This window comes from Bacillus sp. YBsi01 (genome assembly GCF_038406745.1).
GTDB lineage: Bacteria > Bacillota > Bacilli > Bacillales > Bacillaceae > Bacillus > Bacillus siamensis.
The window spans coordinates 2,532,302-2,558,849 of record NZ_CP151679.1; the positions used below are offsets into that span (position 1 = coordinate 2,532,302).

28 protein-coding genes and 1 pseudogene are annotated in these 26,548 nt (G+C 46.5%); 16 read left to right on the top strand and 13 right to left on the bottom strand.

Annotated elements, in window-relative coordinates; translation table 11 throughout:
* The first annotated feature begins 76 nt into the window (after positions 1–76).
* The 7 genes from AADZ70_RS12645 to AADZ70_RS12675 are packed head-to-tail and all read left to right on the top strand — an operon-like array spanning position 77 to position 6,329.
* Positions 77–1,063, top strand: a complete 987-nt coding sequence (locus AADZ70_RS12645; RefSeq protein WP_095241226.1) for a LacI family DNA-binding transcriptional regulator — start codon at positions 77–79, stop codon at positions 1,061–1,063.
* The gene (rbsK, locus tag AADZ70_RS12650; protein ID WP_342007130.1) at positions 1,060–1,941 is read left to right on the top strand and encodes a ribokinase; all 882 of its coding nucleotides are present in this window, start codon (positions 1,060–1,062) and stop codon (positions 1,939–1,941) included. Before AADZ70_RS12645 ends, rbsK begins: the two co-directional genes overlap by 4 nt.
* Entirely contained in the window at positions 1,938–2,333 is a 396-nt protein-coding gene (gene rbsD / locus AADZ70_RS12655; protein ID WP_342007131.1) for a D-ribose pyranase, read from the top strand. The genes rbsK and rbsD overlap by 4 nt, the downstream gene beginning before the upstream one ends.
* A gap of 16 nt (positions 2,334–2,349) precedes the next feature.
* Positions 2,350–3,843 (top strand): sugar ABC transporter ATP-binding protein, encoded by a 1,494-nt coding sequence (locus AADZ70_RS12660; RefSeq protein ID WP_342007132.1) that lies wholly within the window; start codon positions 2,350–2,352, stop codon positions 3,841–3,843.
* The gene (gene rbsC, locus AADZ70_RS12665) at positions 3,833–4,804 is read left to right on the top strand and encodes a ribose ABC transporter permease RbsC (protein ID WP_326351147.1); all 972 of its coding nucleotides are present in this window, start codon (positions 3,833–3,835) and stop codon (positions 4,802–4,804) included. The genes AADZ70_RS12660 and rbsC overlap by 11 nt, the downstream gene beginning before the upstream one ends.
* Before the next feature lie 13 nt (positions 4,805–4,817).
* Positions 4,818–5,735, top strand: coding sequence for a ribose ABC transporter substrate-binding protein RbsB (gene rbsB, locus AADZ70_RS12670; RefSeq protein WP_047475824.1), 918 nt, complete (start codon positions 4,818–4,820; stop codon positions 5,733–5,735).
* A gap of 60 nt (positions 5,736–5,795) precedes the next feature.
* Positions 5,796–6,329 (top strand): SH3 domain-containing protein, encoded by a 534-nt coding sequence (locus tag AADZ70_RS12675; protein ID WP_047475825.1) that lies wholly within the window; start codon positions 5,796–5,798, stop codon positions 6,327–6,329.
* Positions 6,330–6,466: 137 nt separating this feature from the next.
* Here AADZ70_RS12675 and AADZ70_RS12680 read toward each other — a convergent pair whose 3' ends face one another.
* From AADZ70_RS12680 to alsS, 3 genes are all read right to left on the bottom strand, one after another.
* Positions 6,467–6,991 carry an NAD(P)H-dependent oxidoreductase gene (locus AADZ70_RS12680; RefSeq protein ID WP_045926541.1) on the bottom strand — a complete coding sequence of 175 codons (525 nt, stop codon included), beginning with the start codon at positions 6,989–6,991 and terminating at the stop codon, positions 6,467–6,469.
* Between the two features lie 101 nt (positions 6,992–7,092).
* Positions 7,093–7,860 (bottom strand): acetolactate decarboxylase, encoded by a 768-nt coding sequence (gene budA, locus AADZ70_RS12685; protein ID WP_016937721.1) that lies wholly within the window; start codon positions 7,858–7,860, stop codon positions 7,093–7,095.
* 58 nt (positions 7,861–7,918) lie between these two features.
* Positions 7,919–9,631: an acetolactate synthase AlsS gene (gene alsS / locus AADZ70_RS12690; RefSeq protein WP_045926539.1), complete on the bottom strand. Its 1,713-nt coding sequence runs from the start codon at positions 9,629–9,631 to the stop codon at positions 7,919–7,921.
* Positions 9,632–9,787: 156 nt separating this feature from the next.
* On the opposite strand from alsS, the gene alsR reads away from it, so the two are divergent.
* Both alsR and AADZ70_RS12700 read left to right on the top strand, forming a co-directional pair.
* Complete coding sequence (gene alsR / locus AADZ70_RS12695; protein ID WP_016937719.1) at positions 9,788–10,696, top strand: acetoin biosynthesis transcriptional regulator AlsR; 909 nt, start codon at positions 9,788–9,790, stop codon at positions 10,694–10,696.
* Positions 10,697–10,893: 197 nt separating this feature from the next.
* On the top strand, positions 10,894–12,225 hold the full coding sequence (locus tag AADZ70_RS12700; protein WP_045926538.1) for an arsenic transporter: 1,332 nt from the start codon (positions 10,894–10,896) through the stop codon (positions 12,223–12,225).
* Between the two features lie 48 nt (positions 12,226–12,273).
* On the opposite strand, the gene AADZ70_RS12705 is transcribed toward AADZ70_RS12700, so the two are convergent.
* The 3 genes from AADZ70_RS12705 to AADZ70_RS12715 all read right to left on the bottom strand — a co-directional run bounded on the left by AADZ70_RS12705 (position 12,274) and on the right by AADZ70_RS12715 (position 15,078).
* Positions 12,274–12,948 carry a hypothetical protein gene (locus tag AADZ70_RS12705; protein WP_016937717.1) on the bottom strand — a complete coding sequence of 225 codons (675 nt, stop codon included), beginning with the start codon at positions 12,946–12,948 and terminating at the stop codon, positions 12,274–12,276.
* Positions 12,949–12,989: 41 nt separating this feature from the next.
* Positions 12,990–13,862 (bottom strand): spore coat protein, encoded by an 873-nt coding sequence (locus tag AADZ70_RS12710; protein WP_342007133.1) that lies wholly within the window; start codon positions 13,860–13,862, stop codon positions 12,990–12,992.
* Between the two features lie 121 nt (positions 13,863–13,983).
* Positions 13,984–15,078, bottom strand: a complete 1,095-nt coding sequence (locus tag AADZ70_RS12715) for a CotH kinase family protein (protein WP_064778509.1) — start codon at positions 15,076–15,078, stop codon at positions 13,984–13,986.
* 140 nt (positions 15,079–15,218) lie between these two features.
* Here AADZ70_RS12715 and AADZ70_RS12720 point away from each other — a divergent pair, with 140 nt between their 5' ends.
* The 3 genes and pseudogenes from AADZ70_RS12720 to AADZ70_RS12730 all read left to right on the top strand — a co-directional run.
* Complete coding sequence (locus tag AADZ70_RS12720) at positions 15,219–15,836, top strand: spore gernimation protein GerQ (RefSeq protein WP_342007134.1); 618 nt, start codon at positions 15,219–15,221, stop codon at positions 15,834–15,836.
* Positions 15,837–16,008: 172 nt separating this feature from the next.
* Positions 16,009–16,629: a flavin reductase family protein gene (locus tag AADZ70_RS12725; protein ID WP_342007135.1), complete on the top strand. Its 621-nt coding sequence runs from the start codon at positions 16,009–16,011 to the stop codon at positions 16,627–16,629.
* Positions 16,630–16,784: 155 nt separating this feature from the next.
* Positions 16,785–17,117, top strand: a pseudogene (locus tag AADZ70_RS12730) (DUF4181 domain-containing protein); the annotation flags it as partial.
* Between the two features lie 22 nt (positions 17,118–17,139).
* On the opposite strand, the gene ggt reads toward AADZ70_RS12730, so the two are convergent.
* The gene (ggt, locus tag AADZ70_RS12735; RefSeq protein ID WP_342007136.1) at positions 17,140–18,717 is read right to left on the bottom strand and encodes a gamma-glutamyltransferase; all 1,578 of its coding nucleotides are present in this window, start codon (positions 18,715–18,717) and stop codon (positions 17,140–17,142) included.
* A gap of 207 nt (positions 18,718–18,924) precedes the next feature.
* On the opposite strand from ggt, the gene AADZ70_RS12740 reads away from it, so the two are divergent.
* The 3 genes from AADZ70_RS12740 to AADZ70_RS12750 are packed head-to-tail and all read left to right on the top strand — an operon-like array spanning position 18,925 to position 20,538.
* Entirely contained in the window at positions 18,925–19,401 is a 477-nt protein-coding gene (locus AADZ70_RS12740; RefSeq protein ID WP_016937711.1) for an Lrp/AsnC family transcriptional regulator, read from the top strand.
* 13 nt (positions 19,402–19,414) lie between these two features.
* Entirely contained in the window at positions 19,415–20,005 is a 591-nt protein-coding gene (gene chrB / locus AADZ70_RS12745; RefSeq protein WP_342007137.1) for a chromate efflux transporter subunit ChrB, read from the top strand.
* Positions 20,002–20,538: a chromate transporter gene (locus AADZ70_RS12750; RefSeq protein WP_264819270.1), complete on the top strand. Its 537-nt coding sequence runs from the start codon at positions 20,002–20,004 to the stop codon at positions 20,536–20,538. The genes chrB and AADZ70_RS12750 overlap by 4 nt, the downstream gene beginning before the upstream one ends.
* A gap of 26 nt (positions 20,539–20,564) precedes the next feature.
* On the opposite strand, the gene AADZ70_RS12755 is transcribed toward AADZ70_RS12750, so the two are convergent.
* Together AADZ70_RS12755 and AADZ70_RS12760 are read right to left on the bottom strand one after the other, a co-directional pair.
* Complete coding sequence (locus tag AADZ70_RS12755; protein WP_264819271.1) at positions 20,565–20,786, bottom strand: hypothetical protein; 222 nt, start codon at positions 20,784–20,786, stop codon at positions 20,565–20,567.
* Positions 20,783–21,328 carry a flavodoxin family protein gene (locus AADZ70_RS12760; protein ID WP_064777940.1) on the bottom strand — a complete coding sequence of 182 codons (546 nt, stop codon included), beginning with the start codon at positions 21,326–21,328 and terminating at the stop codon, positions 20,783–20,785. Before AADZ70_RS12760 ends, AADZ70_RS12755 begins: the two co-directional genes overlap by 4 nt.
* Before the next feature lie 122 nt (positions 21,329–21,450).
* Between AADZ70_RS12760 and AADZ70_RS12765 the strand changes: the two genes are divergently transcribed.
* A complete protein-coding gene (locus tag AADZ70_RS12765) occupies positions 21,451–22,332 on the top strand; it encodes a LysR family transcriptional regulator (RefSeq protein ID WP_342007138.1) in 882 nt (293 codons plus the stop codon).
* 87 nt (positions 22,333–22,419) lie between these two features.
* Here AADZ70_RS12765 and AADZ70_RS12770 read toward each other — a convergent pair whose 3' ends face one another.
* The 4 genes from AADZ70_RS12770 to AADZ70_RS12785 all read right to left on the bottom strand — a co-directional run bounded on the left by AADZ70_RS12770 (position 22,420) and on the right by AADZ70_RS12785 (position 26,547).
* Positions 22,420–23,136 carry an endonuclease V gene (locus AADZ70_RS12770; RefSeq protein ID WP_342007139.1) on the bottom strand — a complete coding sequence of 239 codons (717 nt, stop codon included), beginning with the start codon at positions 23,134–23,136 and terminating at the stop codon, positions 22,420–22,422.
* 115 nt (positions 23,137–23,251) lie between these two features.
* Positions 23,252–23,905 (bottom strand): hypothetical protein, encoded by a 654-nt coding sequence (locus AADZ70_RS12775; protein ID WP_342007140.1) that lies wholly within the window; start codon positions 23,903–23,905, stop codon positions 23,252–23,254.
* Between the two features lie 150 nt (positions 23,906–24,055).
* Positions 24,056–24,541: a hypothetical protein gene (locus tag AADZ70_RS12780; protein ID WP_342007141.1), complete on the bottom strand. Its 486-nt coding sequence runs from the start codon at positions 24,539–24,541 to the stop codon at positions 24,056–24,058.
* Complete coding sequence (locus tag AADZ70_RS12785; RefSeq protein WP_342007142.1) at positions 24,541–26,547, bottom strand: T7SS effector LXG polymorphic toxin; 2,007 nt, start codon at positions 26,545–26,547, stop codon at positions 24,541–24,543. The genes AADZ70_RS12780 and AADZ70_RS12785 overlap by 1 nt, the downstream gene beginning before the upstream one ends.
* Position 26,548: the final 1 nt, after the last annotated feature.

Sequence of the window (26,548 nt, forward strand, 5' to 3'; positions counted from 1 at the left end):
TTTTTTGTTGCCAAGCGAAAATATTCGTGATACTCTTTTTGTGTAAACGGTTACATAGATAGAGGAGGAGTGTTTGTTGGCAACGATTAAAGATGTCGCAGGCGCTGCCGGCGTCTCTGTTGCCACGGTCTCGCGTGTCCTCAATGACAACGGCTACGTGCATGAAGATACAAGAACGAAGGTCATGCTTGCCATGGAGAAGCTGAATTATTATCCGAATGAAGTTGCCCGCTCTCTTTATAAAAGAGAATCCAGACTGGTCGGACTTTTGCTTCCGGATATTACGAATCCCTTTTTCCCGCAGCTTGCCCGCGGCGCTGAAGACGAATTGCAGCGGGAGGGGTACCGGCTGATGATCGGCAACAGCGATGAGGAATTGGAAAAAGAGCTCGACTATCTGCAGACATTTAAACAAAATCAAGTTGCCGGAATTTTGGCGGCCACCAATTACCCTGATCTTCCCGAATACAGCGGGAGCCTTTACCCGGTCGTATTTCTGGACCGGGCAAAAGAAGGCGCTCCTTCCGTATTCAGTGACGGCCGGGCAGGCGGAAAACGGGCGGCTGAGGAAATGCTCCGCGGCAAAAGCACAAGCATCACGCTCGTCAAAGGCCCCGGCCGCCTTCCGACCGCTCAGGAACGTTTTAACGGCGCACGTGACGTGCTGCAAAAAGCGGGCGCGCAGTTCAATGTCATCTCCGCCGCTTCATTTTCCATCAAGGATGCCGCCATTTTAGCGAAAGAATTGTTTGCCGCATTCCCGGAAACTGACGGCGTCATTGCCAGCAACGACATTGCGGCGGCGGCCGTCCTTCATGAGGCGCTGCGGCTCGGTAAAAAAGTTCCCGAGGAGATTCAGATTATCGGATACGACGATATTCCGCAGAGCAGTCTCTTGTTCCCGCCTCTTTCAACGATCCGCCAGCCTGCATATGAGATGGGAAAACGAGCGGCAAGCCTGCTGCTGCAATTAATAAAGAAAGAACCGCCAAAAGAGACGTCCATTCAAATGCCAGTCACATACATGGAAAGACAAACGACGAGAAAGGATGAGTACAAGTGAGTGAAATTTGTGTTATCGGAAGCTGTTCTATGGATCTTGTCGTCACATCCGAACGGCGTCCGAAAGCGGGAGAAACCGTACTGGGCGCAGACTTTCAAACCGTGCCCGGGGGAAAAGGCGCAAATCAGGCCGTAGCCGCTTCCCGCCTGGGCGCTGACGTATATATGGTAGGGAAAGTAGGGAGTGACAGCTACGGAAAAGCGATTATTGAAAACCTGCAGGCAAACGGTGTCAATACGGACTATATGGAAACGGTTACACACAAAAAAAGCGGAACGGCTCATATTGTGCTCGCAGAAGGAGATAACAGCATCGTCGTCGTAAAAGGCGCAAACGATGACATCTCCCCCGCTGATGCCAAAAGCGCACTCGCGAAACTTCCCGGCATTGATATCGTGCTGATCCAGCAGGAAATCCCCGAAGAAACCGTTGAAGAAGTGTGCAGCTACTGCCGCGAGCATCAAATTCCGGTGATCCTTAATCCGGCGCCGGCCCGTCCGCTGAAACAATCAACGATTGAGGATGCCGCTTATCTTACGCCGAACGAACATGAAGCATCCATTTTATTTCCTGGCCGGAAGAAAGAAGAGGCGCTAGCCGGCTATCCCGGCAAACTGTTTATTACCGAAGGGAAACAAGGTGTGCGGTATTCTGACGGCACTGCAGAGCGGCTCGTTCCCGCCTTCCCTGTGGAAGCGGTCGACACGACAGGAGCCGGTGATACTTTTAATGCGGCACTTGCCGTCGCACTCGCGGAAGGACAGGACATTGAACAAGCGCTTCTGTTTGCCAACCGCGCCGCCTCCCTATCCGTGCAGCATTTCGGCGCCCAGGGCGGCATGCCGGACAGAAAAGCAGTCGAGGAGTTGCTGTCATGAAGAAACACGGAATGTTGAACAGCCACATCGACAAAGTATTAGCCGATCTCGGGCATACAGACCTCATCGCGATCGCCGATGCGGGTCTCCCCGTCCCAGACGGTGTCCCTAAAATTGATTTGTCCTTAACGGCGGGCGTTCCCGCCTTTCGGGACGTGACCAGCCTGGTGGCCGGGGAGATGGAAGTCGAAAAGGTGATGGCTGCCTCCGAAATCAAAGACGCCAATCCTGAGAAGGCAAGTTTTCTAGAAAGCTATTTCTCAGAGCGGACAATCGAGTACATGCCCCACGAAGAATTCAAACAGCTCACACAGAAAGCAAAAGCCGTCATCCGTACGGGTGAAATGACACCATACGCCAACTGCATCCTGCAGGCGGGAGTGATTTTCTAGAAGGGAGGGATCCAGCATGCACATCGGCATGACAGACATTCATAAAGCATTCGGGAAAAATCAAGTGCTCTCCGGCGTCTCATTTGAGCTTCTGCCGGGAGAAATCCACGCTTTAATGGGAGAAAACGGAGCGGGTAAATCGACTTTAATGAATCTGCTCACCGGACTGCACCGGCTCGACAGGGGAAACATTACGATAAACGGAACAAATATGACCTTCTCTAATCCAAAAGAAGCCGAAAAGCACGGAATCGCCTTTATCCATCAGGAACTGAATATATGGCCGGACATGACGGTGCTTGAAAACCTGTTTATCGGCAAAGAGCTGACGACGGCGTTCGGTGTTTTAGAAACAAAGAAAATGAAAGCGCTAGCAAAATCACAGCTTGAAAAACTGGGAGTCTCTCTGCCTCTTGATCGGGAGGCCGGACAATGTTCCGTCGGCCAGCAGCAGATGATTGAGATTGCTAAAGCGCTGATGACAAACGCCGAAGTCATCATTATGGACGAACCGACCGCGGCGCTGACCGAACGGGAAATCGGCAAGCTGTTTGACGTAATGACGGCGTTAAAGCAAGACGGCGTTTCAATCGTCTATATATCACACCGAATGGAAGAGATATTTTCAATTTGCGACCGGATCACCATTATGCGGGACGGCCTCACTGTCGATACGGCGCATTTAAAAGATACTAATTTTGATGAAGTGGTCAAAAAAATGGTCGGCCGGGAGCTGACTGATCGGTATCCGACACGCACGCCGTCACTCGGCGATAAGGTGCTCAAAGTGAAAAACGCCTCAAAAAAAGGAAGCTTTTCACAAGTCAGTTTCCATGTGCGCGCCGGAGAAATCCTCGGTGTTTCCGGCTTAATGGGTGCCGGACGGACAGAAATCATGAGGGCGCTGTTTGGAATTGACCGGCTCGATTCCGGAGAGATCTGGATTTCCGGCCGAAAAATCGGCATTCGGGGTCCGGCTGATGCCATCCGCAAGGGACTCGGCCTGATTACAGAAAACCGGAAAGATGAAGGACTGCTTCTGGATACGTCCATTCGTGAAAACATCTCATTGCCGAACCTGACCAGTTTCTCTCCGAAAGGCATCATTGACCGAAAACGCGAGGCGGAGTTCGTCGAGCTGCTGATCAAGCGGCTGACCATTAAGACCGCGTCTCCGGAAACCGCCGCGCGTCATTTATCCGGAGGAAATCAGCAGAAAGTCGTCATCGCCAAATGGATTGGAATCGGCCCAAAAGTTCTCATCCTCGATGAACCGACAAGAGGCGTCGACGTAGGTGCGAAACGGGAAATCTATTCATTAATGAATGAACTGACCGATCGCGGAGTCGCCATCATCATGGTTTCTTCCGAGCTGCCGGAAATTCTCGGCATGAGTGACAGAATCATCGTCGTCCATGAAGGACGCATCAATGGAGAAATCAATGCGGCCGGCGCAACACAAGAACACATCATGACACTTGCCACGGGAGGGCAGCAGAATGAAAACTGAACCAATAACATCAACTGAACAACAGCGTTTTTCCATTCATACCTTTACGCAAAAACTCGGTCCGTTTCTCGGCTTACTGATTCTTGTGCTGATCGTTTCCGTTTTAAACCCGAGTTTTCTTGAACCGCTCAATATTCTCAATCTTCTTCGGCAGGTTGCGATTAACGCGCTGATCGCTTTCGGAATGACGTTTGTCATTTTAACGGGAGGCATTGATCTCTCTGTCGGAGCCATCCTCGCCTTATCGAGCGCATTGGTCGCAGGTATGATGGTATCAGGCATCGACCCGATCTTAGCCGTTATCATCGGCTGCGCGATCGGCGCCGTACTCGGCATGATGAACGGTTTATTAATCACAAAAGGAAAAATGGCTCCGTTTATCGCCACTTTGGCGACAATGACGGTCTTTCGCGGACTGACCCTCGTCTATACAGACGGAAATCCGATTACGGGACTCGGTACAAATTATGCGTTTCAATTATTCGGGCGCGGTTATTTTCTCGGCATTCCCGTACCCGCCATTACCATGCTGATTGCATTTGCGGCCCTATGGGTTCTTCTGCACAAAACACCGTTCGGCCGCCGGACATACGCCATCGGCGGCAATGAGAAAGCAGCGCTGATTTCCGGTATCAAAGTGCCCCGTATCAAGATCATGATCTATTCTCTGACAGGTTTATTATCGGCTCTGGCCGGAGCGATTCTGACATCACGCTTAAATTCCGCACAGCCGACGGCCGGGGAATCATACGAGCTGGACGCCATCGCAGCGGTTGTACTCGGCGGAACGAGCCTGTCCGGCGGACGGGGACGCATCATCGGTACGCTGATCGGGGTTTTGATTATCGGTACGCTGAACAACGGCTTGAACCTTCTCGGCGTATCGTCTTTTTATCAGCTCGTCGTCAAAGGAATCGTCATTTTAATCGCGGTGCTGCTGGACCGCAAAAAATCGGCATAGTAGGAGGAGCATTATGAAGAAGGCCATCATCGCGATTGCGGCATTATCACTGTTTTTACTGTCCGCCTGTTCACTTGAACCGCCCCAATGGGCAAAACCGTCAAACACCAAACATAAAAAAGAATTCACACTCGGACTATCCGTCTCCACTTTGAACAATCCGTTCTTCGTTTCATTAAAAGACGGCGTGGTAAAAGAAGCCAAAAAACGGGGCATGAAGGTCATCATTGTCGATGCCCAAAACGATTCATCAAAACAGTCGAATGACGTAGAAGACCTGATCCAGCAGGGAGTCGATGCGCTGCTGATCAATCCGACCGATTCATCAGCGATTTCAACCGCCGTCGAATCTGCAAATTCCCTCGGCATTCCCGTCATTGCGCTTGATCGTTCAGCCGAACACGGCAAAGTCGAAACGCTTGTCGCTTCTGACAATGTCAAAGGAGGAGAAATGGCGGCCGGCTACCTCGCCGATCAGCTCGGAAAAGGCGCCAAAGTCGCGGAATTGCAGGGAGTTCCGGGCGCATCCGCGACCCGGGAACGCGGTACGGGCTTTCATCATATCGCCGACAAAAAGCTGAATGTCGTAACGAAGCAAGCGGCCGATTTTGACCGTACAAAAGGATTGACCGTCATGGAAAACCTGCTCCAGGGCCATCCTGACATCAAAGCCGTGTTCGCCCATAATGATGAAATGGCGCTCGGTGCGCTCGAAGCGATCAACAGCTCAGGCAAACACATTCTGGTTGTCGGTTTTGATGGAAATAAGGATGCGATTTCCTCCATTAAAAATGGGAAGCTGACAGCCACGGTCGCCCAACAGCCGGAGCTGATCGGAAAACTGGCGGCGGAAGCGGCGGAACAGGTGCTGAAAGGAGAAAAAATCAAAAAAACCATTTCCGCTCCATTGAAACTTCAAACGCAAAAGTAACCGTCCGATGTTTAGACTTCCGGAAAAACGTGAAAAGAAGAAGTAAAAGGAGAGATAGAGATGAAGAAAACAGCCAAAGCGGCATCCATCCTGACCCTTGCAGCGGGAATATCAGCGGCTTCAGCTGCCGGAATAACGCCTCTTCCTGAGACACACGCGCAAGAAGCGGTCAAGATTGACGATCTGTACAGCTATCCGCTTGACTCTTATCTCGTTTCCGCGGAAGCATTGAACGTCAGAACAAAAGCATCGGCTGTCAGCCCGAAAGCTGATGTCCTTCATTTAGGCGACAGCTTAAAAATCGTTTCATTCCAGAACGCAGACTGGGCAAAAGTTCATTATAAAAACGGAAAAACAGGATTTGTATCTACTCATTATATTGTTAAAGCAGCAACAACCGTAAAAACGACCGCAAAAACTAAAGTATTTACAGAAAACCGAGCAGTCAAAGCTTCCCTTGCTAAAAATACGAGCGTTTCTTTCTTAGGATGGAAAAAAACTGCCGGCGGCGGCATTGATTTTGGCTGGGCGCTTGTCGATTACGGCGGCGCAACTGGATACATCAGCACAAAAGATCTGCAAAAACTGACATAATTTCAAAAACGGATTTCGCACATTCACCGCGAAATCCGTTTTTTTCTTTCTGACAGTCAAAATTGTCGAGAATTCGAAATATTTCTCAGGAAATATTGTCACATAAAGACGAATGCATACTGCATCAGCGGATCATTTTAAAATGATTTCTTTATGTAATCCGCCAGACTTCTCGCATTGTCACGAATATCTGCCGCACCCGCCCCATTTACACCGTACAGCGCGAAAGCCGGCAAATAGGTCATACCCGTAAAATTAGCCATTGCCTGAAACGGCCTTAAAAGCTCGCTCAATGTAAAGTGGTTGGAACCGCCTGCCTGGTATGCATCCTCCCCGGCACCTACGGAAACAGCCAGCAGTAATTCTTTGCCGTGCAGCGCCTTGCCTTTGGAGCCGTAAGCCCAGCCGTACGACAGCACATGATCCATCCATGTTTTTAAAAGCGGAGGCGCACTGTACCAGTAGAGCGGAAATTGAAATACGATCCGGTCATACTGTTCACACAGCTGGCGTTCCTTTTCCGCATTGATTTTCCCGTCCGGATATTCTTTATAAAGCTCACGGACCGTAATGTCATCGTGATTTTTTAATTCTTCTGTCCACGCCTTATTGACCACTGAGTTTTCCATGTCAGGGTGAACCGTCAATACCAAAACTTTCACAGCTACCACACCTTTCCCTTTTGACTGTATTTTACCTAATCATTGCCGATTCAGCCAAATAAAAAGAAAGCCCGGGAGAAAAACGGGCTTTCTTTTTTCATTTATTCAGGGCTTCCTTCGGTTGTTTCAATATCCTTCGCGAAATTCGGATTATCTAAATTCGCGTTGAAAAAGTCCGCCGTATTCGGAAGCTTGAGATTCATGTTCATTTTTTGAGAAATGGTCACTTTGCAATCTTTAATGATATAGTCAAACACATGTCCGCCGGAATTGCGGCCTTCATCAATGAAGTGCAGGTGATACCCGGAAACAGCGATGCCGTTTGCGTAACCCGGCGTCCAGAAGCCGGCAATCGTTCCCTGAATGTCGTCAAAGTTGAACACAGGCTGTGTTTTCACCGCTTCGATCATCGGAACGTACGGTTTCTCCTGACGTTCTACCGTTCTCGTCTGCACCTTTTTAAATACACCGTCTAAACGGATCGCATAAAATAAGTTTTTACTAGGGAGAAGGCTTGCCATTTCCTGTTCGAATTCTTCACGGGTCATTTCGCCGTCGATCGTATGCGTCATATCCGGTGTGAAAAATGTGAATGAACAGAATGGTGACAGGTCCCCGCCTTTCACAGGCGTAGCCGTTCCGTCGCCGCGCAGACGGTAAAATTGTCCGTCAAATCCGATTAATTCGCCGTCCAGTTTGTTGAAAGTGCCGATTCCGAAATCACCGAACTTCGGAATGTCAGCCATATCAAAATCTCCGTCATATACTCCGTCCAGCAGAGATGTCATTGTTGATACTTGATAGATCTGATCCTCAGGTGAGCCTTTTTCTCCGCGGCTCATCACTTGGATGTCGTTTGCATTTTTCATTCTCTTCACTCCTTTTAAATTAGGCTGTTTTAGAAAACAGGTCATGGTGCGCAGAGTGCTAGAGAGCTTTTGCTTTCATTCTTTCTTTGAATTGCTTCGGAAGCATGTCACTTGATAAATGAACGTTGTCACTGTAATCGACAGGAATGTCGATGATGACAGGGCCTTCTGTGTTCAAGCCTTTTTGCAGCACGTCTGCCAGCTGTTCCGGTGACTCGACACGCAAGCCGGTGGCGCCGAAGCTTTCTGCATATTTTACGATGTCAATGTTTCCGAAATCTACGCATGATGTACGGTTGTATTTTTTCATTTGCTGGAATGCGACCATATCATATGTGCTGTCATTCCATACAAGGTGAACGATCGGCGCTTTTAAGCGGACTGCCGTTTCCAGTTCCATTGCGGAGAACAGGAATCCTCCGTCTCCTGAAACGGATACGACTTTTTCACCCGGATTCACCAATGTGGCGGCAATCGCCCAAGGAAGCGCTACGCCCAATGTCTGCATGCCGTTGCTGATCATCAGCTTCAGCGGCTCATAAGCGCGGAAGTAGCGGGACATCCAGATCGCGTGAGAACCGATGTCACAAGTAACGGTCACATCGTCAGCAATTGCGCTGCGAAGTTCTTGGACGATTTGCAGAGGATGCACTCTGTCGGATTTATGATCGCTTGGCGCCTTCTCGCTGTCTGTCAGCATTTGTTTTAATTCGCTCAGCACTTCTTGTTCACGGCTGCCCATATCGAATGTCACCGCATCGTGCTCGATTTGTTTGACGGTTGCGGCGATATCCCCTAATAACTCTAATTCCGGCTGATAGGCATGATCGATATCGGCCTGAATTTCGTCAAGATGGATAATAGCACGGTCGCCGTTTACGTTCCAGAACTTCGGATCGTATTCAATCGGATCATAACCGATCGTTAATACGACATCCGCCTGTTCAAGCAGAAGATCGCCAGGCTGGTTGCGGAACAGTCCGATCCGGCCGAAATATTGGTCTTCAAGCTCTCTGGACAATGTGCCGGCCCCTTGGTACGTTTCAACGAAAGGCAGTTTTGTTTTGGCAAGCAGTTTACGGATTTGTTTTACCGCTTCCGGTCTTCCGCCTTTCATGCCGACTAACAGAACGGGAAGTTTCGCCGTCTGGATTTTGGCGATAGCCGCGCTGACCGCTGATTCCGGTGCAGGGCCTTGTTTCGGCGTCGGCACGCTGCGTACGTTTTTAACATTTGTGATTTCATTCACAACATCCTGCGGAAAGCTCACAAAAGCCGCGCCTGCCTGACCTGCTGACGCTGCCCTGAAGGCGTTTGTTACCGCTTCTGGTATATTCCCTGTTTCCTGTACTTCTACACTGTATTTTGTGATCGGCTGAAATAGTGCCGCATTGTCTAATGATTGGTGTGTCCGTTTTAACCGGTCCGCGCGAATCACGTTTCCCGCCAGTGCCACTACCGGATCACCTTCTGTATTAGCCGTTAACAAGCCGGTCGCTAAGTTGGATGCCCCCGGGCCTGAAGTAACGAGACAAACGCCAGGTTTTCCTGTCAGTCTTCCGACAGCCGCTGCCATAAACGCAGCGTTCTGTTCGTGACGGCATAAAACCAGTTCAGGTCCTTTATCTTTTAACGCATCAAATACTGCATCAATTTTTGCACCCGGAATGCCAAAAACATGTGTGACACCTTGCTCCACTAAGCAATCAACAACAAGCTCCGCCCCGCGATTTTTTCCAGAGGTTCTCAGTTCATTTGTTGCTTTTGCCAACACCCTCACTCCTTATTATGCATATTAAATATAAAATTTTAAGTAATTTGTGATATTATTCACTATACACCCTTTGGAAATTGACCTCCAATATCAATTCGCCGTATGATTAATATGTTTCACGAATAATTAACAAAGGGAAAGGAATGGATAAGGATGGAGCTTCGCCATCTTCAATACTTTATTGCCGTTGCTGAAGAACTTCATTTCGGCAAAGCCGCGCTTCGGTTAAATATGACACAGCCGCCTCTCAGCCAGCAGATCAAACAGCTTGAGAAAGAAGTCGGCGTGACTTTATTAAAGCGCACGAAACGGGTTGTAGAGCTTTCTGCTGCCGGAGAAAGTTTTTTGAAACACAGCAGAAACGCGATCGAACAAATAGAAAAAGCGATTGAAATGGCGCAGAGGACAGCGCGGGGAGAGCTCGGCCGGCTTGTCGTCGGTTTTGTCGGCTCAGCCACATATGAATTTCTGCCGCCGATCATTCGGGAATTCCGCGAAAAATTCCCCTCCGTCAAGCTTGATCTGCGTGAAATCTCTTCTTTCAGACAGCAGGAAGAGCTTCTGAAAGGCAACATTGATATCGGCATCCTTCATCCGCCTTTACAGCATTCGGCTTTACATATGGAAAAGGTGCAGAGCAGTCCTTGCATTCTGGCCTTGCCGAAGCAGCACCCGCTTACCGCCAAAGAGACAATCGACATTCAGGATTTAGAAAATGAACCGATTATCACACTGGCGAAAGAAACATGGCCTACTTTATACCTGGAATTTGTAAACTATTGCGAGCAGGCGGGCTTTAAACCGAAAATTGTTCAGGAAGCGACGGAGTATCAAATGGTGATCGGATTGGTAAGCGCCGGAATCGGTGTAACCTTCGTGCCTTCTTCAGCTAAAAAACTGTTTAATCTCGAAGTCGCCTATCGCGACATCAATCAGGTTCAGCTTACCGCCGATTGGGTCATCGCCTACCGCAAGGACAACCAAAACCCGATCCTGAAACATTTCTTGGAGATTATCAATAAACGCCAGGCTTTATTGCAGGCGGATAAGGAAAAAGTATAAAAAAGAGGACGCCGAGAAGCAGCCTCTTTTTTTTTGTGCTTTAATGGAATTTTACTAAATTAGTAGAAACGCTCAGTACACCTTTCGGCCTGTACTCGTATACATACAGTACAACTGATCAGGAGGGATAAAAATAACGGGGCGGCAATGACCCATCCAAAAAGGAGGCAGAACATATTACACATATTAGCGTCATATTGACCCTGATTTCTTTCTTTGTGACCATTATTCTTATTTTTTGGAGACCCCGGGGATTAAATGAAGCCGTTCCGGCATCGCTGGGCGCCATTTTCGTTTTGTTATGCGGAACCGTTTCCTTTCATGATTTAGGAGATATAGGGTCTAAAGTCACCGGAGCATCGATCACCATTATTTCCACAATGATTATGGCGATCGCGCTCGAAAGCTTCGGTTTTTTTAATTGGGCGGCAGCCAAGCTGCTCCATCGCGCCAGAGGATCAGGCATCCGGCTGTTTTGGCTGACCAACCTGCTTTGTTTTTCAATGACGCTCTTTCTGAATAATGACGGCAGCGTCTTAATCACCACTCCTATTTTACTGTTGGTATTAAAGTATCTCGGACTTAAAAAACATCATAAAACGCCCTATTTAATCAGCGGCGTCTTAATTGCGACGGCGGCAAGCACTCCTATCGGCGTCAGTAATATCGTCAATTTAATTTCTCTCAAAATGATAGGCATGGACCTTTATTTGTACACCAATATGATGTTTATCCCCGGCACGCTGGGGCTCGTGTTTATGGCCTTTCTGCTGTTTGCTGTTTTTTACCGCCGCTTGCCGAAACAGCTCCCCGATATTCCGGTTCATTTTGATTCACTGGAACACAAAAGATATCATCCGCTTCAGCCTCCGCCAGATCAGGCCCAAAACAGCCGTACGAAAATCATGTTTTGTGTTTTAGCGTTTGTATTGTTAGTGCGGGTCAGTCTGTTTGCCGCTTCATACAGCGGCATATCCGTTTCACTTGTGGCAGTCATCAGTTCAGTCATCCTGCTTGCCTGGAGATGGTTTCATTTAAAAATGAGTCCGGCAGACTTATTAAGGAAAGCGCCCTGGCATATCTTTGTTTTTGCCTTCACGATGTACATTATCATCTACGGACTGCATAATATCGGACTGACCGCATTGCTTGTTCAGTATATTGAGCCTTATGTCTCACAGAGCATTGCCCACGCGGCTTCTATTATGGGTATTGCTACATCCGTCCTCTCTAATTTGTTTAATAACCATCCTGCCCTAATGATCAGCACCTTGACATTAACTGAAATGTCAATTGACCCATTAACCGTAAAAATCATTTATTTAGCTAATATTATCGGCAGTGATATCGGATCATTGCTTCTGCCGATCGGGACATTAGCCACGCTGATCTGGATGCATATCATCAGACAGCACGGCGAAAAAGTCTCTTGGTCAGAATATATCAAAACGACCATTGTCGTTGTCCCTCTCACCGTTGTATTTACCATTACCGTTTTATATGTTTGGATCAGCTGGATATATCTTTAGCTCCGATGAAAAAAACTGCCTGCTATATAAGAGAGGCAGTTTTATCATTTATGGGAGGTGCATGGTTTTTAAATGATTCAATTTCCAAAAGACCGTATCTCCGTCCGCATTGGTCAATTCAAGAATGTTATCTGAGACGTCCTGTAACAGCCCCACTTTATTCGGTATATCACCTAAATCCAGAATAATCAATTTGCCGGTATATTTTTTTAATTGCTCCTCAAAATTCCGGACAAGGGGCACACTGGCGGGAACGACCGGCAGTTCTGAGCTGTTTAATGTATACGGCGTCTGCTCATCGGAATAAGGTGTCAGCCATTTTAAATGATGCATTGAGATGAAAAGCGTCTTATAAACCGGAGAGAAGAAAACAAAATAATCGTTTAAAACACTTGTTACATAGCCATGAATGGACCGGTCTCCCGTAACGAATATTTCTGTAAATCTGCCTTTTATATGCTGGAGGGTATTCCGGTAAGAAAATGAATGTTCCTGTTTTTCAGGATGCGGACTTTCTTCTCTTGTGTGCGGCCCTTTACTCTCATCGTCCGGCACAGTCAAAGTCATCCGCTGCAGATGCAGCAGCGGGATATAAAGAAAAGTCCGGCCGTCATGGATCACAATGATATCATGACCGATATCCAAAAGAGTTCCTGAAAATGTAGTATTTCCCGATATCTCAATATCGACTTGTTTATCCAGAAATCTGCTTAACCCAGCCATTTCATCCTCCCCTCTCCCTCGTTTTCGGACAATCTTTCCGGTCATTTACGGCCGCGTTTCCACCGGTAATCTATTGTTCTTAATACAGTGGCGTAGCTATAAGATTCATCTTCTTTCCGTTTAGAGGATCGTACGGACTTTGATGATCTTTTCGATTTTTTAGAGGAAGTATGCTGCTCTTCATGTGATGCTTCTTCAGCGCACTCTTTCTCATCTTTATTCTCGTCTTGATTCTCGTCTTTTTTGGCCGCTCCTTTTGCCCCTGCGCTGATGCTCTTAATATGAAAAGGATAGATCCGCAGCACTTCTTTATCTTTCACAAGAGTATAGTGGCCGTCGGAATTATCCACAAGTATACCTTCAACGGCTTCAGGACCTCCCCGGTTGATGGAAACCCATTTGTGGATCAGGCGTTTAAATATGCCGTGAAAATCATCAGCCATTTCAAATTCCGGGCGCTCTTCCTCTTGGCCGTCCTCTTCTTGTTCGGCGCTGATGCTTTTGACATGGTCGGCATTAAAATAGACGATTCCGTCATCTTCCGTTTCCAGCACGAGAAAATCATCCCCTGTTTCGTGAAGCTTTCCTCTTTTCGATTCCGGACCTCCCTGATTCAATTGCACCGTGCGATTGGTCATCCTGCTGATCAGGTCTTGAAAATCATCAGCTCTCTCGCATTCTGCCGGCTCAACCGGCGATAAGGTCTCACTCGTATTTTCCGTAACGCTTTTCACGTGCTTCCATTGATAGTAAACGATTTTATTATCAACCTGAAGAGCGATATAATCCGATTGAATGTCTGCCAATCTTCCTGTCTTGGACTCCGGGCCTCCCCGATAGACAGTAATCACTTTTCCTTCCATCGCATGCAGAAAGTTGTCATCAGACCGATGCCGATTCGTATTGCGTTTCATCTATTGTCCTCCTAGTCATATTTCTCATTAATGTCAAACATAATGCATATATACGTATCCCGATTCTTTTCGGGAACTGGTTCACCAGCCTATTTGTAAAAAATCTTTCTTCCTCCCCAAATCAGATATTCCACTGCTCTAACTCGCTGCTGATGAAAGCAGACCGTTCCTTAATGTATTCGCAAATCACATCAGGCTCCCGGTCAAAGCGGTCAAGCTCATCTTTTTTATAAGGGTCCTTCGCGACATGCGGCCTGATCTGCTCATACAGCGACATGACCTTCGGCTTCATATGTTCAATGGTAAACCGGGTCTGAAGCGTCTCTTCCAAAAGCCGTTTGTACGCTTTGCGGAAATACGGTTCATCCAGAAGTCTTGCGGTCAAGGTATTAAATCCTTGTATTCTGACATAATCAGCCTCCATCCGGTCACCGTGAATGTCTCGTCCCCACGTCGCATCGTAATCCCACGGAATGACTTCAAAAAGTCCCGTTTCATGGCTGCGGTACAAGGCGTAATTATGAACAAACCCATCGTAGTTTGAGGTAAACACGATGCCCGCAAGCCACCGCAAATACTTATCCGCGTCCAAGTGTTTGACAATCTCCCCCTTGAACTCTGACTTCGGCACGGTATTAATTTTATAAATCATATCCTGCAGATAAAAATCGTCTTCTTTCGTTCCCGTTTTCTTTTCATAGCCAAGTTCGAGCGATGTTTTCGTGTCCCGCTCCAAATCACTGACAAGGGAGAAATTTGCATCATCATCCACCGCGTAAAAAACAGCGCCGTCAGCCAGGTTCCGTTTCGCCAGAAAATATTCATCTACTGACTCCAACTCAAGGTACACACCCTCATATTTGCCGTTGATCTGCAAGGATACGAAATTCGCCTTTGGCGACAGCGTTCCAAGCTCCGCGAAGAAATCGAGAGACAGCTTATTCCGCATCATCGACGGATCTTTGTATTCGGCGTTTAAATGTATTTCTTTAGCCCTGCGAAATGTTTTCGGCGAATAAAAAGTGACGTGATACGATTTTTTCTTAAAGTCTCTTATATGAGAGCCGCGGTACGCCAGATCAATGTCAAGCCGTTTTTGATTCACTCTCAGCACCGCGGGCACCGGATCATCATCCCAAATGTCTTTTTTCAGCTCCAACAAGTCTTTCGGGTGAATAAACAGCTGATATAAAGGCAATGCTGATTGGTCTTTCACCTGAAAACCTCCTTGTATTAATTTAGGCTGTGCTTTTTCAATAAAACTCAGCGGAACACACATACACTTTTTTTATCCATGCGTACTATGTGGTAGTAAGGATCGCATCCTTAAAACATATATCAAGAGGAGGTTTCAAAATGGGCCACTATTCCCATTCTGATATCGAAGAAGCAGTAAAGTCCGCAAGCACCGAGGGATTGAAAGATTATTTGTACCAAGAACCAAAAAGCAGTAAGAAAAGAAAGTCCCGCAAAAATAAAAAATCTCGCAGCCACAAGAAATCACGTTCTCACAAAAAATCTCGCAGCCATAAAAAATCATGCCGCTCTCACAAAAAATCTCGCAGCCATAAAAAATCACGTTCTCACAAAAGATCCCGCAGCGATAAAAAATCACGTTCTCACAAAAGATCCCGCAGCCATAAAAAATCGCGTTCTCACAAAAAATCTCGCAGCCATAAAAAATCGCGTTCCCACAAAAAATCACGCAGCGATAAAAAATCACGTTCTCACAAAAAATCCCGCAGCCGTAAAAAATCGCGTTCCCACAAAAAATCTCGCAGCGATAAAAAATCACGTTCTCACAAAAAATCCCGCAGTCAGAAAAAATCGTGCCGCCGCAAGAAAAAACGCACTCAGAAAAAACCTTACCGTTCTCATAAAAAACAAAGCCATAAAAAAGACGATTACTGCACCAAAACAGAGTATTGGAAAGATGGAAATGTCTGGGTTGTAAAGAAAAACTATAAGAAGTAATCCCCCAACAACCTAATATCACTTGTAAATAGGCTGCCGGCTAAACGGAAGCCTTTTTCCTCAAACAGATATATGCCACGAAATAAGATATGCATCCGGGTTTCTTTTGTTGTGCTTCCGAATTTTCTTTCGGTATAATCAGGTCATACGAAAAAGAAAGGCGGCTGACATGATGCATATCTTACGAGCAGACGAATTAAACGCGAAAGATACCTACAAATTGCTTTCGGGCACAGTAGTTCCCCGGCCGATTGCATTTGTCACTACGCGTTCATCTATCAACGGCGCCGTAAACGCGGCGCCCTTCAGTTTTTATAACGTTGTCTCCGCAGATCCGCCGCTTCTTGCCATTTCTGTAAACCGCGCGGAGGGACAGCAGAAAGACACTGCGAGAAACATAATCGCTCATCAGGAATTCGTCGTGCATGTCAGTGATGAGTCCATCATTGAAGACATTAACAAAACGGCGGCAAGGCTTGGCCCTGATGTCAGTGAGCTTGACATGACAGACCTTTCCGTGACAGACAGCACCTGCATCAGCGTTCCCGGTATAAAAGAAGCGAAGGTCAGGTTTGAATGTATACTCGAACGCCACCTTCCGTTCCAGAATGACGGCGGGGAAACGACGACAGATCTCATCATCGGCAGAGTCGTTTGTTTTCATTTGAATGATCAAGTATATGATGCCGATAAGGGCTACATACGGACCGATGAACTGCAGCCTGCGGCGAGGCTCGCGGGGAATGAATACGCCAGACTCGGGAAGACATATACGCTTGTCCGCCCGACCTGAAACAGGAGCCAATATAATAGAAGAAACTAGTCAAAAAGACCCCTTTTAAAAGGGGTCTTTTTTTATCTGTTGACTGTTTAACTCAGTCTAATGTCTTATAAAAGATTGAAACTTACAAGGTCCTAAACGAATGACAAGTTTTTAGGGGGCAGACGATGGATTTCATTCAGTTACTGATTTTTTCAGCCGTATTTATTTTGCTCAGCCTTATGTTTCACGTATTTGCCGTCAAAGTTCTCCATTTGCCAAAGCCTGTTAAAAAGCAGAAGCCGATAAACGGCACACATCGATTAATCGAAATCACCCTGCTTATTTCGGGCATCGCAACGGTGTCATTATTCAATGAAATGTACGTATTTGCAGGAGTTGTTTCTATGCTTTTCTGCTGCGACGGCTTAATGGAGCGGCGGCATCGGCGGGAGAAAAAGCAATATGTGTACGATTCGTTTTACGCGGGTCTATCTGCCGCACTCGGCGTACTTATTTTTCCATCCGTTAACGGATCGTGCTCTAAACCCCTGCGGCCGCTCCGTCGCCGCGCGGGTCGGCCCCGCCTTGGAGAAAACCTTCGTCATCAATGACGATCGCTGCCGCGTGTCCCATGATCCGGTCAAAATCGCTAACCGTCTCGACGCGGTGGCCGCTTTGCTTTAATGCTTCTCTCGTTTCACGGCTGATCCGGCTTTCGACCCTCAGCCCTTCATACGCCTCTCCCCATGTCCGCCCCCACACCCAGCGCGGCTCACTGACCGCCTGCTGCGGGTCCATATTGTAATCAATAATGCGTGTAATCAGCGCCGTCTGAGTTTGCGGCTGGCCTTCTCCTCCCTGGGTGCCGTACAGGATGTGCGGCTTCCCTTCTTTACAGGCCATCGCCGGCATGAGGGTGTGGAAGGTCCGTTTGCCGGGTTCGAGCGTATTGACATGAGATTCATCCAGCGAAAAAAATGACCCGCGATTTTGCAGCAGAATGCCCGTCTCCCCCGCCGTAACGGCTGATCCGAACTCAAAATAAAGGCTCTGTATAAAGGAAACGGCATTTCCTTCCGCATCTCTGACAGCGGCATAAGCAGTGTCGCTTCCGACCGGACGGCTTACCGCCGGAGCAGCCGTGTAACCGATGTCTTCCGCCAGCTGCTTTGCATACCGTTTATCAAGTAACCGATCCAGCGGAATATGAGAAAACGCCGGATCAGTCAGCACTTCATTCCGATGCTGAAAACTCTTTTTCAGCGCCTCGATCAGCAGATGATAATATTCAAAGGAGCCGTGTTCGATCTTAGAAAAATCATAGTTTTCCAATATATTGAGCGTCATTAAGCCTGTAAACCCCTGTGAATTCGGGGGAGCCTGATAGATGCGGTACCCGCGGTAATCAGAGGATACCGGGTCCGTCCACTCGCCGCGATGGGCTTTGAAGTCATCAAGCGTCAGACGGCCGCCGTTGTTTTGCAGAAATGATGTGATGCTTTGGGCGATATCCCCTTCGTAAAAAGCGCTCCTGCCTTTTTCGGCAAGCTGCTCCAAGCTGGCCGCCAGATCCTTCTGGACAAACCGCTCGCCAGGCATGGGCGCTTTTTTGTTTCTCGTAAAAATGGCTGAGGTATAAGGTGTTGAGGCTAAAAGAGCGAGATTTCGTTCTGTGTGGGCGCACTGGTCGGCGGACACCGGGAATCCGTCTGCCGCATAATCAAGGGCGGGCTTCAGCACCTCAGCGAGCGAAAGACGCCCGTACGCCGAAAGCACGGCATCCCAGCTGTCCGCCATTCCCGGAACGGTAATGGCGCTTTCTGTCCCTCGCATCGGTATCGCTTCTCTGCCTCGATACAAGTCTCTCGTCACATGTTTTCCTGAGCGGCCGCTCCCGTTGTAAGCTTTGATTCGCCCCGTTTCTTGATGGTATGTAAGCCAAAATGAATCTCCGCCAAGCCCCGTCATATGCGGATAAACGACTGCCAGGCAGGCGCTGACCGCCACCGCTGCATCAAACGCGTTTCCCCCCTTTTCAAGAATGCCGGCCCCCGCCTGGGAAGCAAGATAATGCGGACTGACGACCATTTGTTTCGTTCCGATGGTAGAAGTATTCATGGCAAGCCCCTTTACAAATTTTCTCAAGTATAAAAAGCGGCACCGACGGCATCCACTTTTCTGAGAGAAAATCTCACACACTATTTTCTTTCCGTTAAGAAAAAATCAATATTTATTACGTAACGAAAACAATTAAAAAATTTATCCTTCATACCGTAAGATTTCATGATACAATAATGTCTACCAGATGAAGGAAGGTGAAGCCGATTGGAACATGAGTACAGCATTCCGAACCTTGTACTTGATGAAACGGATAAACATATTCTCTCGATTTTGCACGAGGAAGGGAGGATTTCCTATACAGACTTAGGAAAGCGGGTTAATCTGTCGCGTGTGGCGGTTCAGCACCGCATCCAGCATTTAATGGATGCCGGCGTAATTGAAAAATTCACCGCTGTCATCAACCCGGCGAAAATCGGCCGCCATGTGTCCGTGTTTTTTAATGTGGAAGTGGAGCCGCAGTATTTGGAGGAAACAGCGTTAAAGCTTGAAAAGGAGCCGGCCGTGACAAGCCTTTATCACATGACCGGACCGAGCAAGCTGCATATGCACGGCATTTTCGCAAATGATCAGGAGATGGAAGAGTTTTTGACAAAACGGCTCTATACGCAAAAAGGCGTCGTCAGCGTCGATTGCCAAATGCTGATTAAACGGTATAAAAGCAGAATGGGCATGAAGCTGTAAGGAGGACACGGCAATGAAAAACCCCTATTGGGACATTACGGCGGCAATGGTGCGAACAGGCATTCTCGGATTTGGGGGCGGCCCGTCCGTGATTCCGCTCATCCGCCATGAAGCCGTCAATAAATACAAATGGATAGATGATGATGAATTCGGAGAAATATTAGCGATCGCAAATGCGCTTCCCGGACCGATTGCCACAAAAATGGCCGCGTACTTGGGCTTCAAGCTGAAAGGCACGTTAGGCGCAATCTTGGCAGCCCTCGCCCACATTCTGCCTACATGCCTTACGATGGTAGGCTTGTTTGCCGCTGTAAATGTGTTAAGCCACTCAGCGGTTGTTGCCGGCATGATTGGCGCCGTCACGCCGGTTATCGCCGTCATGCTCGGCATCATGGCGTACGAGTTTGGCCAAAAAGCGCTAAAAGGTTTCGGCTGGGTCACCGGCATCCTGTTTTTTATCATCGCTTTTATCGGCCTGCAAACGCTGCAGATCAATCCCGGCTTTGTCATTATTATTTTCTTAGCATACGGCGCGTTTCATTTTAAATTAAAAGACAAAATCACAAATAAACGTTCAAAAGATAAAGGAATGTCGGCTTCATGATGATGATCTATTTATTTATGGCGTTTTTTATTGCAAATGTACTCGGATATGGCGGCGGCCCTGCGTCTATTCCGCTCATGTTTGAAGAAGTCGTCAACAGATACAGCTGGCTCTCAAACGACCAATTCTCAAACATGCTCGCCCTTGCGAACGCATTACCCGGCCCGATCGCCACTAAAATCGCCGCGTATGTAGGCTACAGCGCAGGCGGATGGCCCGGCTTCCTGATTGCGCTGATCGCAACCGTCGTACCGTCAGCGCTCGCATTGATCGTGCTGCTTCGCATCATTCAGCGCTTCCGCCAATCATCCGTCATCAAAGGCATGACGCTGTCCGTCCAGCCCGTCATCGCCGTCATGATGCTCATTCTTACGTGGCAAATCGGCGCAGACGGCATCAAAGCGATCGGCTGGATTCAATCACTAGTCATTGCGGGGATTTCTCTCCTTGCCCTGACAAAATTCAAGCTGCATCCGGCCTTTCTGATTATCGCGGCGTTTTTGTATGGAGGCCTTGTGGTTCCTCATTTGTAGAAAAAAGCACCTGTCCAGGTGCTTTTTTATTTTGGCCCGGAAATGCCGTTTGATATGACAACTGTTTCTTCTCCTGCATCACTCTTGATGATGTGCTTGACTTGCAGCGTAGTTCCTGCCATTCTCACAGATTGCTTCAACTGAGGCGAATTGGTTTCAACCTGTATCCAAACAGGAGGCTGGACCTTCCAAAATAAAAACAATGCAAGAATCAGCATGCCAGCAATGACCGACAGCAAAAACTTCATATCGCATCGCTTCTTTTCAGTAAGCTGCTCGCAGCGTTCAGCGCCTGATGATCATGAAGAATATCACCGGGACGATTGCCTTCTCCCAGCACATAGCCTTTAAAGGGCATCCCCATAAAATGAAAAATATGTTCAAATTGCTGAATCAGCGGCAGCCCTTTTAGTTTAGGATTGTCTCCTCCCACTGCTGTTACATAGGCCTGCTTCGCTGACATTTGCTGTATAAAATCAGGAAATCTCGGGTCTCTCAACGTCTGTGACCAGCGATCAATAAACAGCTTTAATGTCCCTGACATGCCAAACCAATAAATTGGGGTGGCAAAGACGAGAATATCACACTGCAATATCCGTTCAATAATAGAATCGTATTCATCTTGAACAGGACGAAAGCCGCCTTGGGCGTGGCGCAGATCTTCAATTGGCCGGATCTGATATTTCCGCAAATGAATGTGCTCCGCATCGAATCCTTGAACAGCTTTATCCGCAAGAATATCCGTATTTCCGCCAGACCGAGTTCCGCCATTAATAACCGCAATTTTCATGATGCATCTGCTCCTTTGTTTACGAATGATTTTCTTCATCATATAATGGATTCATCAATCAATACAGATGATTATTTCGATTGTTTCAATCGATAAAACCGATTTAGAAAGGGCGAGATCAAATGGAATTGAAGCAGCTGATCACCTTTATTACCGCAGCAGAACATGTAAACTTCACCCTAACCGCCAAGATGCTTAACTATGCACAATCAAGCGTTACCTCTCAGATCAAATCACTTGAAGAAGAAATCGGGACTCCTTTATTTGAACGGCTCGGCAAGCGGCTTATCTTGACAGAAGCCGGCAAAACATTCAAATCCTATGCGGAGAAGATCATTGCGTTAACAGAAGAAGCAAAAATGGCCGCAAATCAAGTAAGAGAAACAACCGGAACCTTGAAAATCGGGGCGACGGAAAGCCAGTGCACATATCGCCTTCCGCCTATCATAAAAGAATTCAAACAGGCTTTTCCTCAAGTAAAGCTCATATTCAAACCGTATATTTCCAACGAACAAGCGAAAGAACAGCTCTTACAGGGCCAGCTTGATATCACCTTCATTTTAGATGTGAACCGAACGGAAGACGGACTGCACGTTGAATCTCTGATTCAGGATGAGATCAAAATGGTAGCCGCCAATGACCATCCTTTTCCAGCAGACTCACCAGTAACATTGAAGGATCTTCAAAACGAAACCCTTCTGCTGACAGAGGACGGCTGCTCATACCGCACGCTCTTTGAGGACACTTTACAAGACGCCGGAGTCTACCCTAATAAATTAGAATTTGTCAGCATAGAAGCCATCAAACAATGCGTGATGGCCGGACTTGGAATTGGACTATTGCCTGAAATGACAGTAAAAGACGATATTGCCGAAGGACGGATGAAAGAACTCAACTGGCAGAATGAATGCCCTGTTTTTACTCAACTGGCATGGCATAAGGACAAGTGGATGTCTGCACCATTAAAGGCTTTTATCGATTTGACGCGAAAAACATTCAAATAGAAACCTTATCCGCAAGGACGACAAGGTTTTTAATAAAGCAGACACCAGGCATACAAAAAAACACTTGACGGCTTAAAGCCCCAAGTGTTACACGTGATTTTTCCGATAAAACGTTCGCAAGACATGTGTTTCAAGGTCAGCCAGACGGACAGGGATCGGCAGTCTGCTTTCATGATTGATCAAACTCATCGTGATCTGATAGCTGCTTTCTAAATCAATGTTATGTCCGCAAGACAAGAAAATAGGCTTCACATCCCGCCGCGTCCTCAGCGCCCGGCCATATACTTCGCCGTCAATGATAATATCTGTGTATACGCCGACTTCATTTTCAGGCATCTCGAAATCGCATCCTTTGATTTTGAGATAGGTTTTCGCAATCCCAATCGTCGGCTTCCCCAGAAAAAAAGCCGCATGGGTGGCAACGCCCATATGATTGTAATGCAGATACCCGTTGCCATCAAACAAGAAGACATCCGGCTCCGTCTCCAGCTTTTTCGCCGCCTCGATGATCAAAGGCAGCTCGCGAAACGCAAGAAAACCGGACACATACGGTACGCTGATTTTCCCCATACTGTGCACCTTTTCAATGACTTCTTTTGTATCAGCGTCAATCACGATGATACTGCACACCCCGTACGGTTCCCCGTCCTGCTCCCAATAGGCGAGGTCGACGCCTGCGCAGGTGTTGACGGAGTTTGGAGGGATGACGGGGGATAGGTTGATTTTATGTATAAGGGATTGTTGTATTTGAATAAAATCCGCTTCATCTTTTAGATGAAAATCGTGAATTTGATGTATTTTCATTTCACTTGTTTTCCTCTCTTAAAATAGTCTTCGCGCTCAATCTTCCTGTGTTTCGATCTAGCGAAGACTCCATATGCTTCATTGAAAAAAGCAGATAGTATCATCTGCTTTTTTATTAATACTCATTTTTCATTTCTTTCATAAAAATAAGATCCAATTGTTTAAGTAATTCTTTAAGTTCAGTACACATCATATCTTCTAGAGGATTTTCCCAATCTTCGTTTTTTATCAGTTCAATGCCATAACTTCCAGTGGGATCCCCTTCTGGGTACCACCCTACATCAAGCAGCAAACTTTTAGTTTTATGAGAAATCTGCAGGAGATCTTGATTAAAGTCAAATAACCAAGCATCATCATTTTCCTCTAGATTTTTAGGATCAGTTTCTTTTAATGTAATATAATCAACAGTCCAACCCGCCGGTATCTTAAGCCTTAAGAAATTGGGAACATGTTGGCTTAGCGGCTGCAAACCCTCTAAAACCCCGCTTCCCACAGTCCAGATTTGATATTCTAACTCTTCTAATAATTGTTCTATCTCATCAAAAGATTCATCTTCATAAATCTTATCTGTTTTTAAGCCCGTTACTATGACATGGTATTGATCATTTTCATAAATTACCTTAATAAAGGCCTTTCGTTTTTCATTTTGCAGTATTAGTAATTCACATTTTTCTTGCATCCTTCTTTCTGAACTTAAATTGTTCAGTACTACAGACCAGCCATCACAGATTTTTAATGGCAGCAATTGAGAAATATGGTCTCTGTCCATCCAGTTTCTCCTTCATTATTCTAATATATCAGTAACACAGGACAACTCTTAATGTTAACCTCCTTTTGAAATGCTTTATACAATAAGAAACAAAAACGCCAGCCCTTGGTTTAATCCATAGACTGACGTTTCGTTTAAAACCTCTCACTCTTAAGCTTTATCCAAGGCGATAAAAGTCCCGTTAGGATAGTCACCATCCCAACCACACGGAAAGTAACCCGCTTTATAAATTTTAAAAACTTTTTCAAAAAAATTATTTGTATTACCATTAATTGCTCTATTAATAGCACAATTGTTTAGGTCAGCTACTATGTCCTCAAAAAAAGCATTGAATTCAGTAGAAGCACTTCTAATACTTTCAGAAAAAGTATCTAATAATGTGTCTATATTTTCCGGCTTTTGACTATCTTCTAATTCGTAAAACCGCTCCCATACCTCACTCATTTCAATTTCCCTTATATCTTTCCATGTATATTCGTCTTCTCCATATACTTCTTCATAAGCGAAGTATTCAGCCTTTTCTTGGTCATTAATTATTTTAGTAAAATTAGATACATTAACTGATTTTATAGGCTTAAAGGTTTTTGAAAATTCAATTACCTCTTCCACTAGATCATGATATTTTCCAAAATTCATTATTTGTTATACCACCTTTCCCAAAGATCAACTGTCGCCCCACCGCCTCTTTTCCAAACGGGTTTTCTTGAGGCGCTACCTTCTTTCCTTTCTAATTTATATGCTTCTAATCCTTTCTCCTTTATTTTCTTTAATTCTGTTTCTAAATAATTATCTCTCATATAAAGAGGCAGCCCTTTTTCTTGTAATTCCCTTAATTTTTGTTGTAAACCATATACCTGTTTTTCAATGACGTCTATACTTTGGTTAAGATCGATCTCATCTAATTTTTTTCTCACAAAACTGCTATAAACTGAATGATATCCTTTATGCCGTGAAGTAGCACTTATATCATCATCCGGCACCCGTAAGAAAAAACCATTTGAAGCATCATCCATATCCATTCCTAACTTCTTCAAAACAGGATGACTTCGAAACTCCTTCGGTATAATATGTTGAGCCTGATATGGAGTACGTTTTGTTGAACGTGGAAGTCCCATTTGCTCAAACATATTTTTACCTAATTTAGTTGAACTCCCTCCTGTAACCTTGCCTGGGGTCCCTGGAATTAATCTTGTGGCAGTGCCTCCACTGTTACCACTGCCCGCCATCTTCACAATCCCAAGATCTTTCACAGCTTTGGTTTTCACATCAGCATGAATGATTGGGAAAGTTGCGCCATCCGGTGTGACAGTCTTGTGGACGCGAATTTTTACATTCGTTGGGACTTTGAATTCTTTTACTTGGTCTAGAATCTTTTTCCCTTTTTCAACTTTTGCTGTTTGTGGCGATTTTGCAAGCGGGATGCCTTTGTTTACATGCTTCGCCAATACACCAGCACCAACCAAACTCAACGCCGCTTCCAGTGCACCCGTTTTCCGCTTCTCCTCAGACACTTTGTTTCCGAACATATCCCGTCCTGTGACGGCTTCTGAAAAACCGTTTGAGGCGACGAGGCCGTATGCGCCCATTTCTGTCATTTTGAGAATGTCTAAGGATTTTCCGGTTTTATAGATGTCTAAAGCGTGTTCTGCGGCCATGACGGTTTTTCCGGTTTTGTAGATGGCTTTTCCGCCTTTGAAAGCGCGGCCCGCCCACCCGACGACCGGTATGAATCCGGCGGCGGCCATTGCTCCTGCTGTCACACGTTCTGCGGTGGAGAGTTTTTCTCCGGTCACCGGATCAACGCCTTCGGCTGCTCTTTTATAATCATAATAGCCAGTGACTTCTCCGGTAAAGTTGCAGATACCGTCCCATGTTTTCTCGTACCATGGTTTATTGGCTTCTTTTTCAGCCTTTTCCTGAAGCCGTCTTGCTTCGGCCTGCTGGGCTTTTGCATCAATATAGTTCGTTCCCTGCTTTTCTGCTTCAATGACGCTTTTGTAGATTTCATTGCTGTGGAAGGCTTTTTTGTCATAGTACATAGGGGATGCGCTTTTCCCGTTGCTGGTGGCTTGCATGAGAACGGAATATTTGCTGAGAACCGCGTTGTCCAGAGATTCTAAATTTTGATATTCAGTGGTCAGAGATTCATCAAGTTTATCGACTGCCGTGATCGTGTCACGTCTGGTTTTCTGGGCATCGCCCATTTTATCTGCGTAATCATCAAGCGTATACGTGTCGAGATGAATAATATCGCTGATGCCTGACAAGATGGAGTCGATTTCGGCTTTATGGGCGGAGACAATCTCTGAAGCCTTCAAGTCCGCGTTGGGCAGCTCATGATCCAAAAACGAAGTCTCCACATATGAATCGCTGAGTTCTTGATCTTTAATATCACCTGAAATGCCGTTTAAAAACGCAATTTGAGCAGAAACAAGCGTCAGCCAGCTATCGGCGATTTCCGCTTGTCCCTGAAAGAAATCCTTTATATTGTCTGCGCCTTTCCCTTTCAAAGCATCACCCAGATCAGCCATGCCTTGAAAGGCTTTTTTGAGCGCATTCAGCTGTTCTTCAAGAGCTTCGTATTGTTTCTTTCTCTTGTCTGCTTCATCCGTTAACGATTGTGATTCAAACACTTTGCTCATC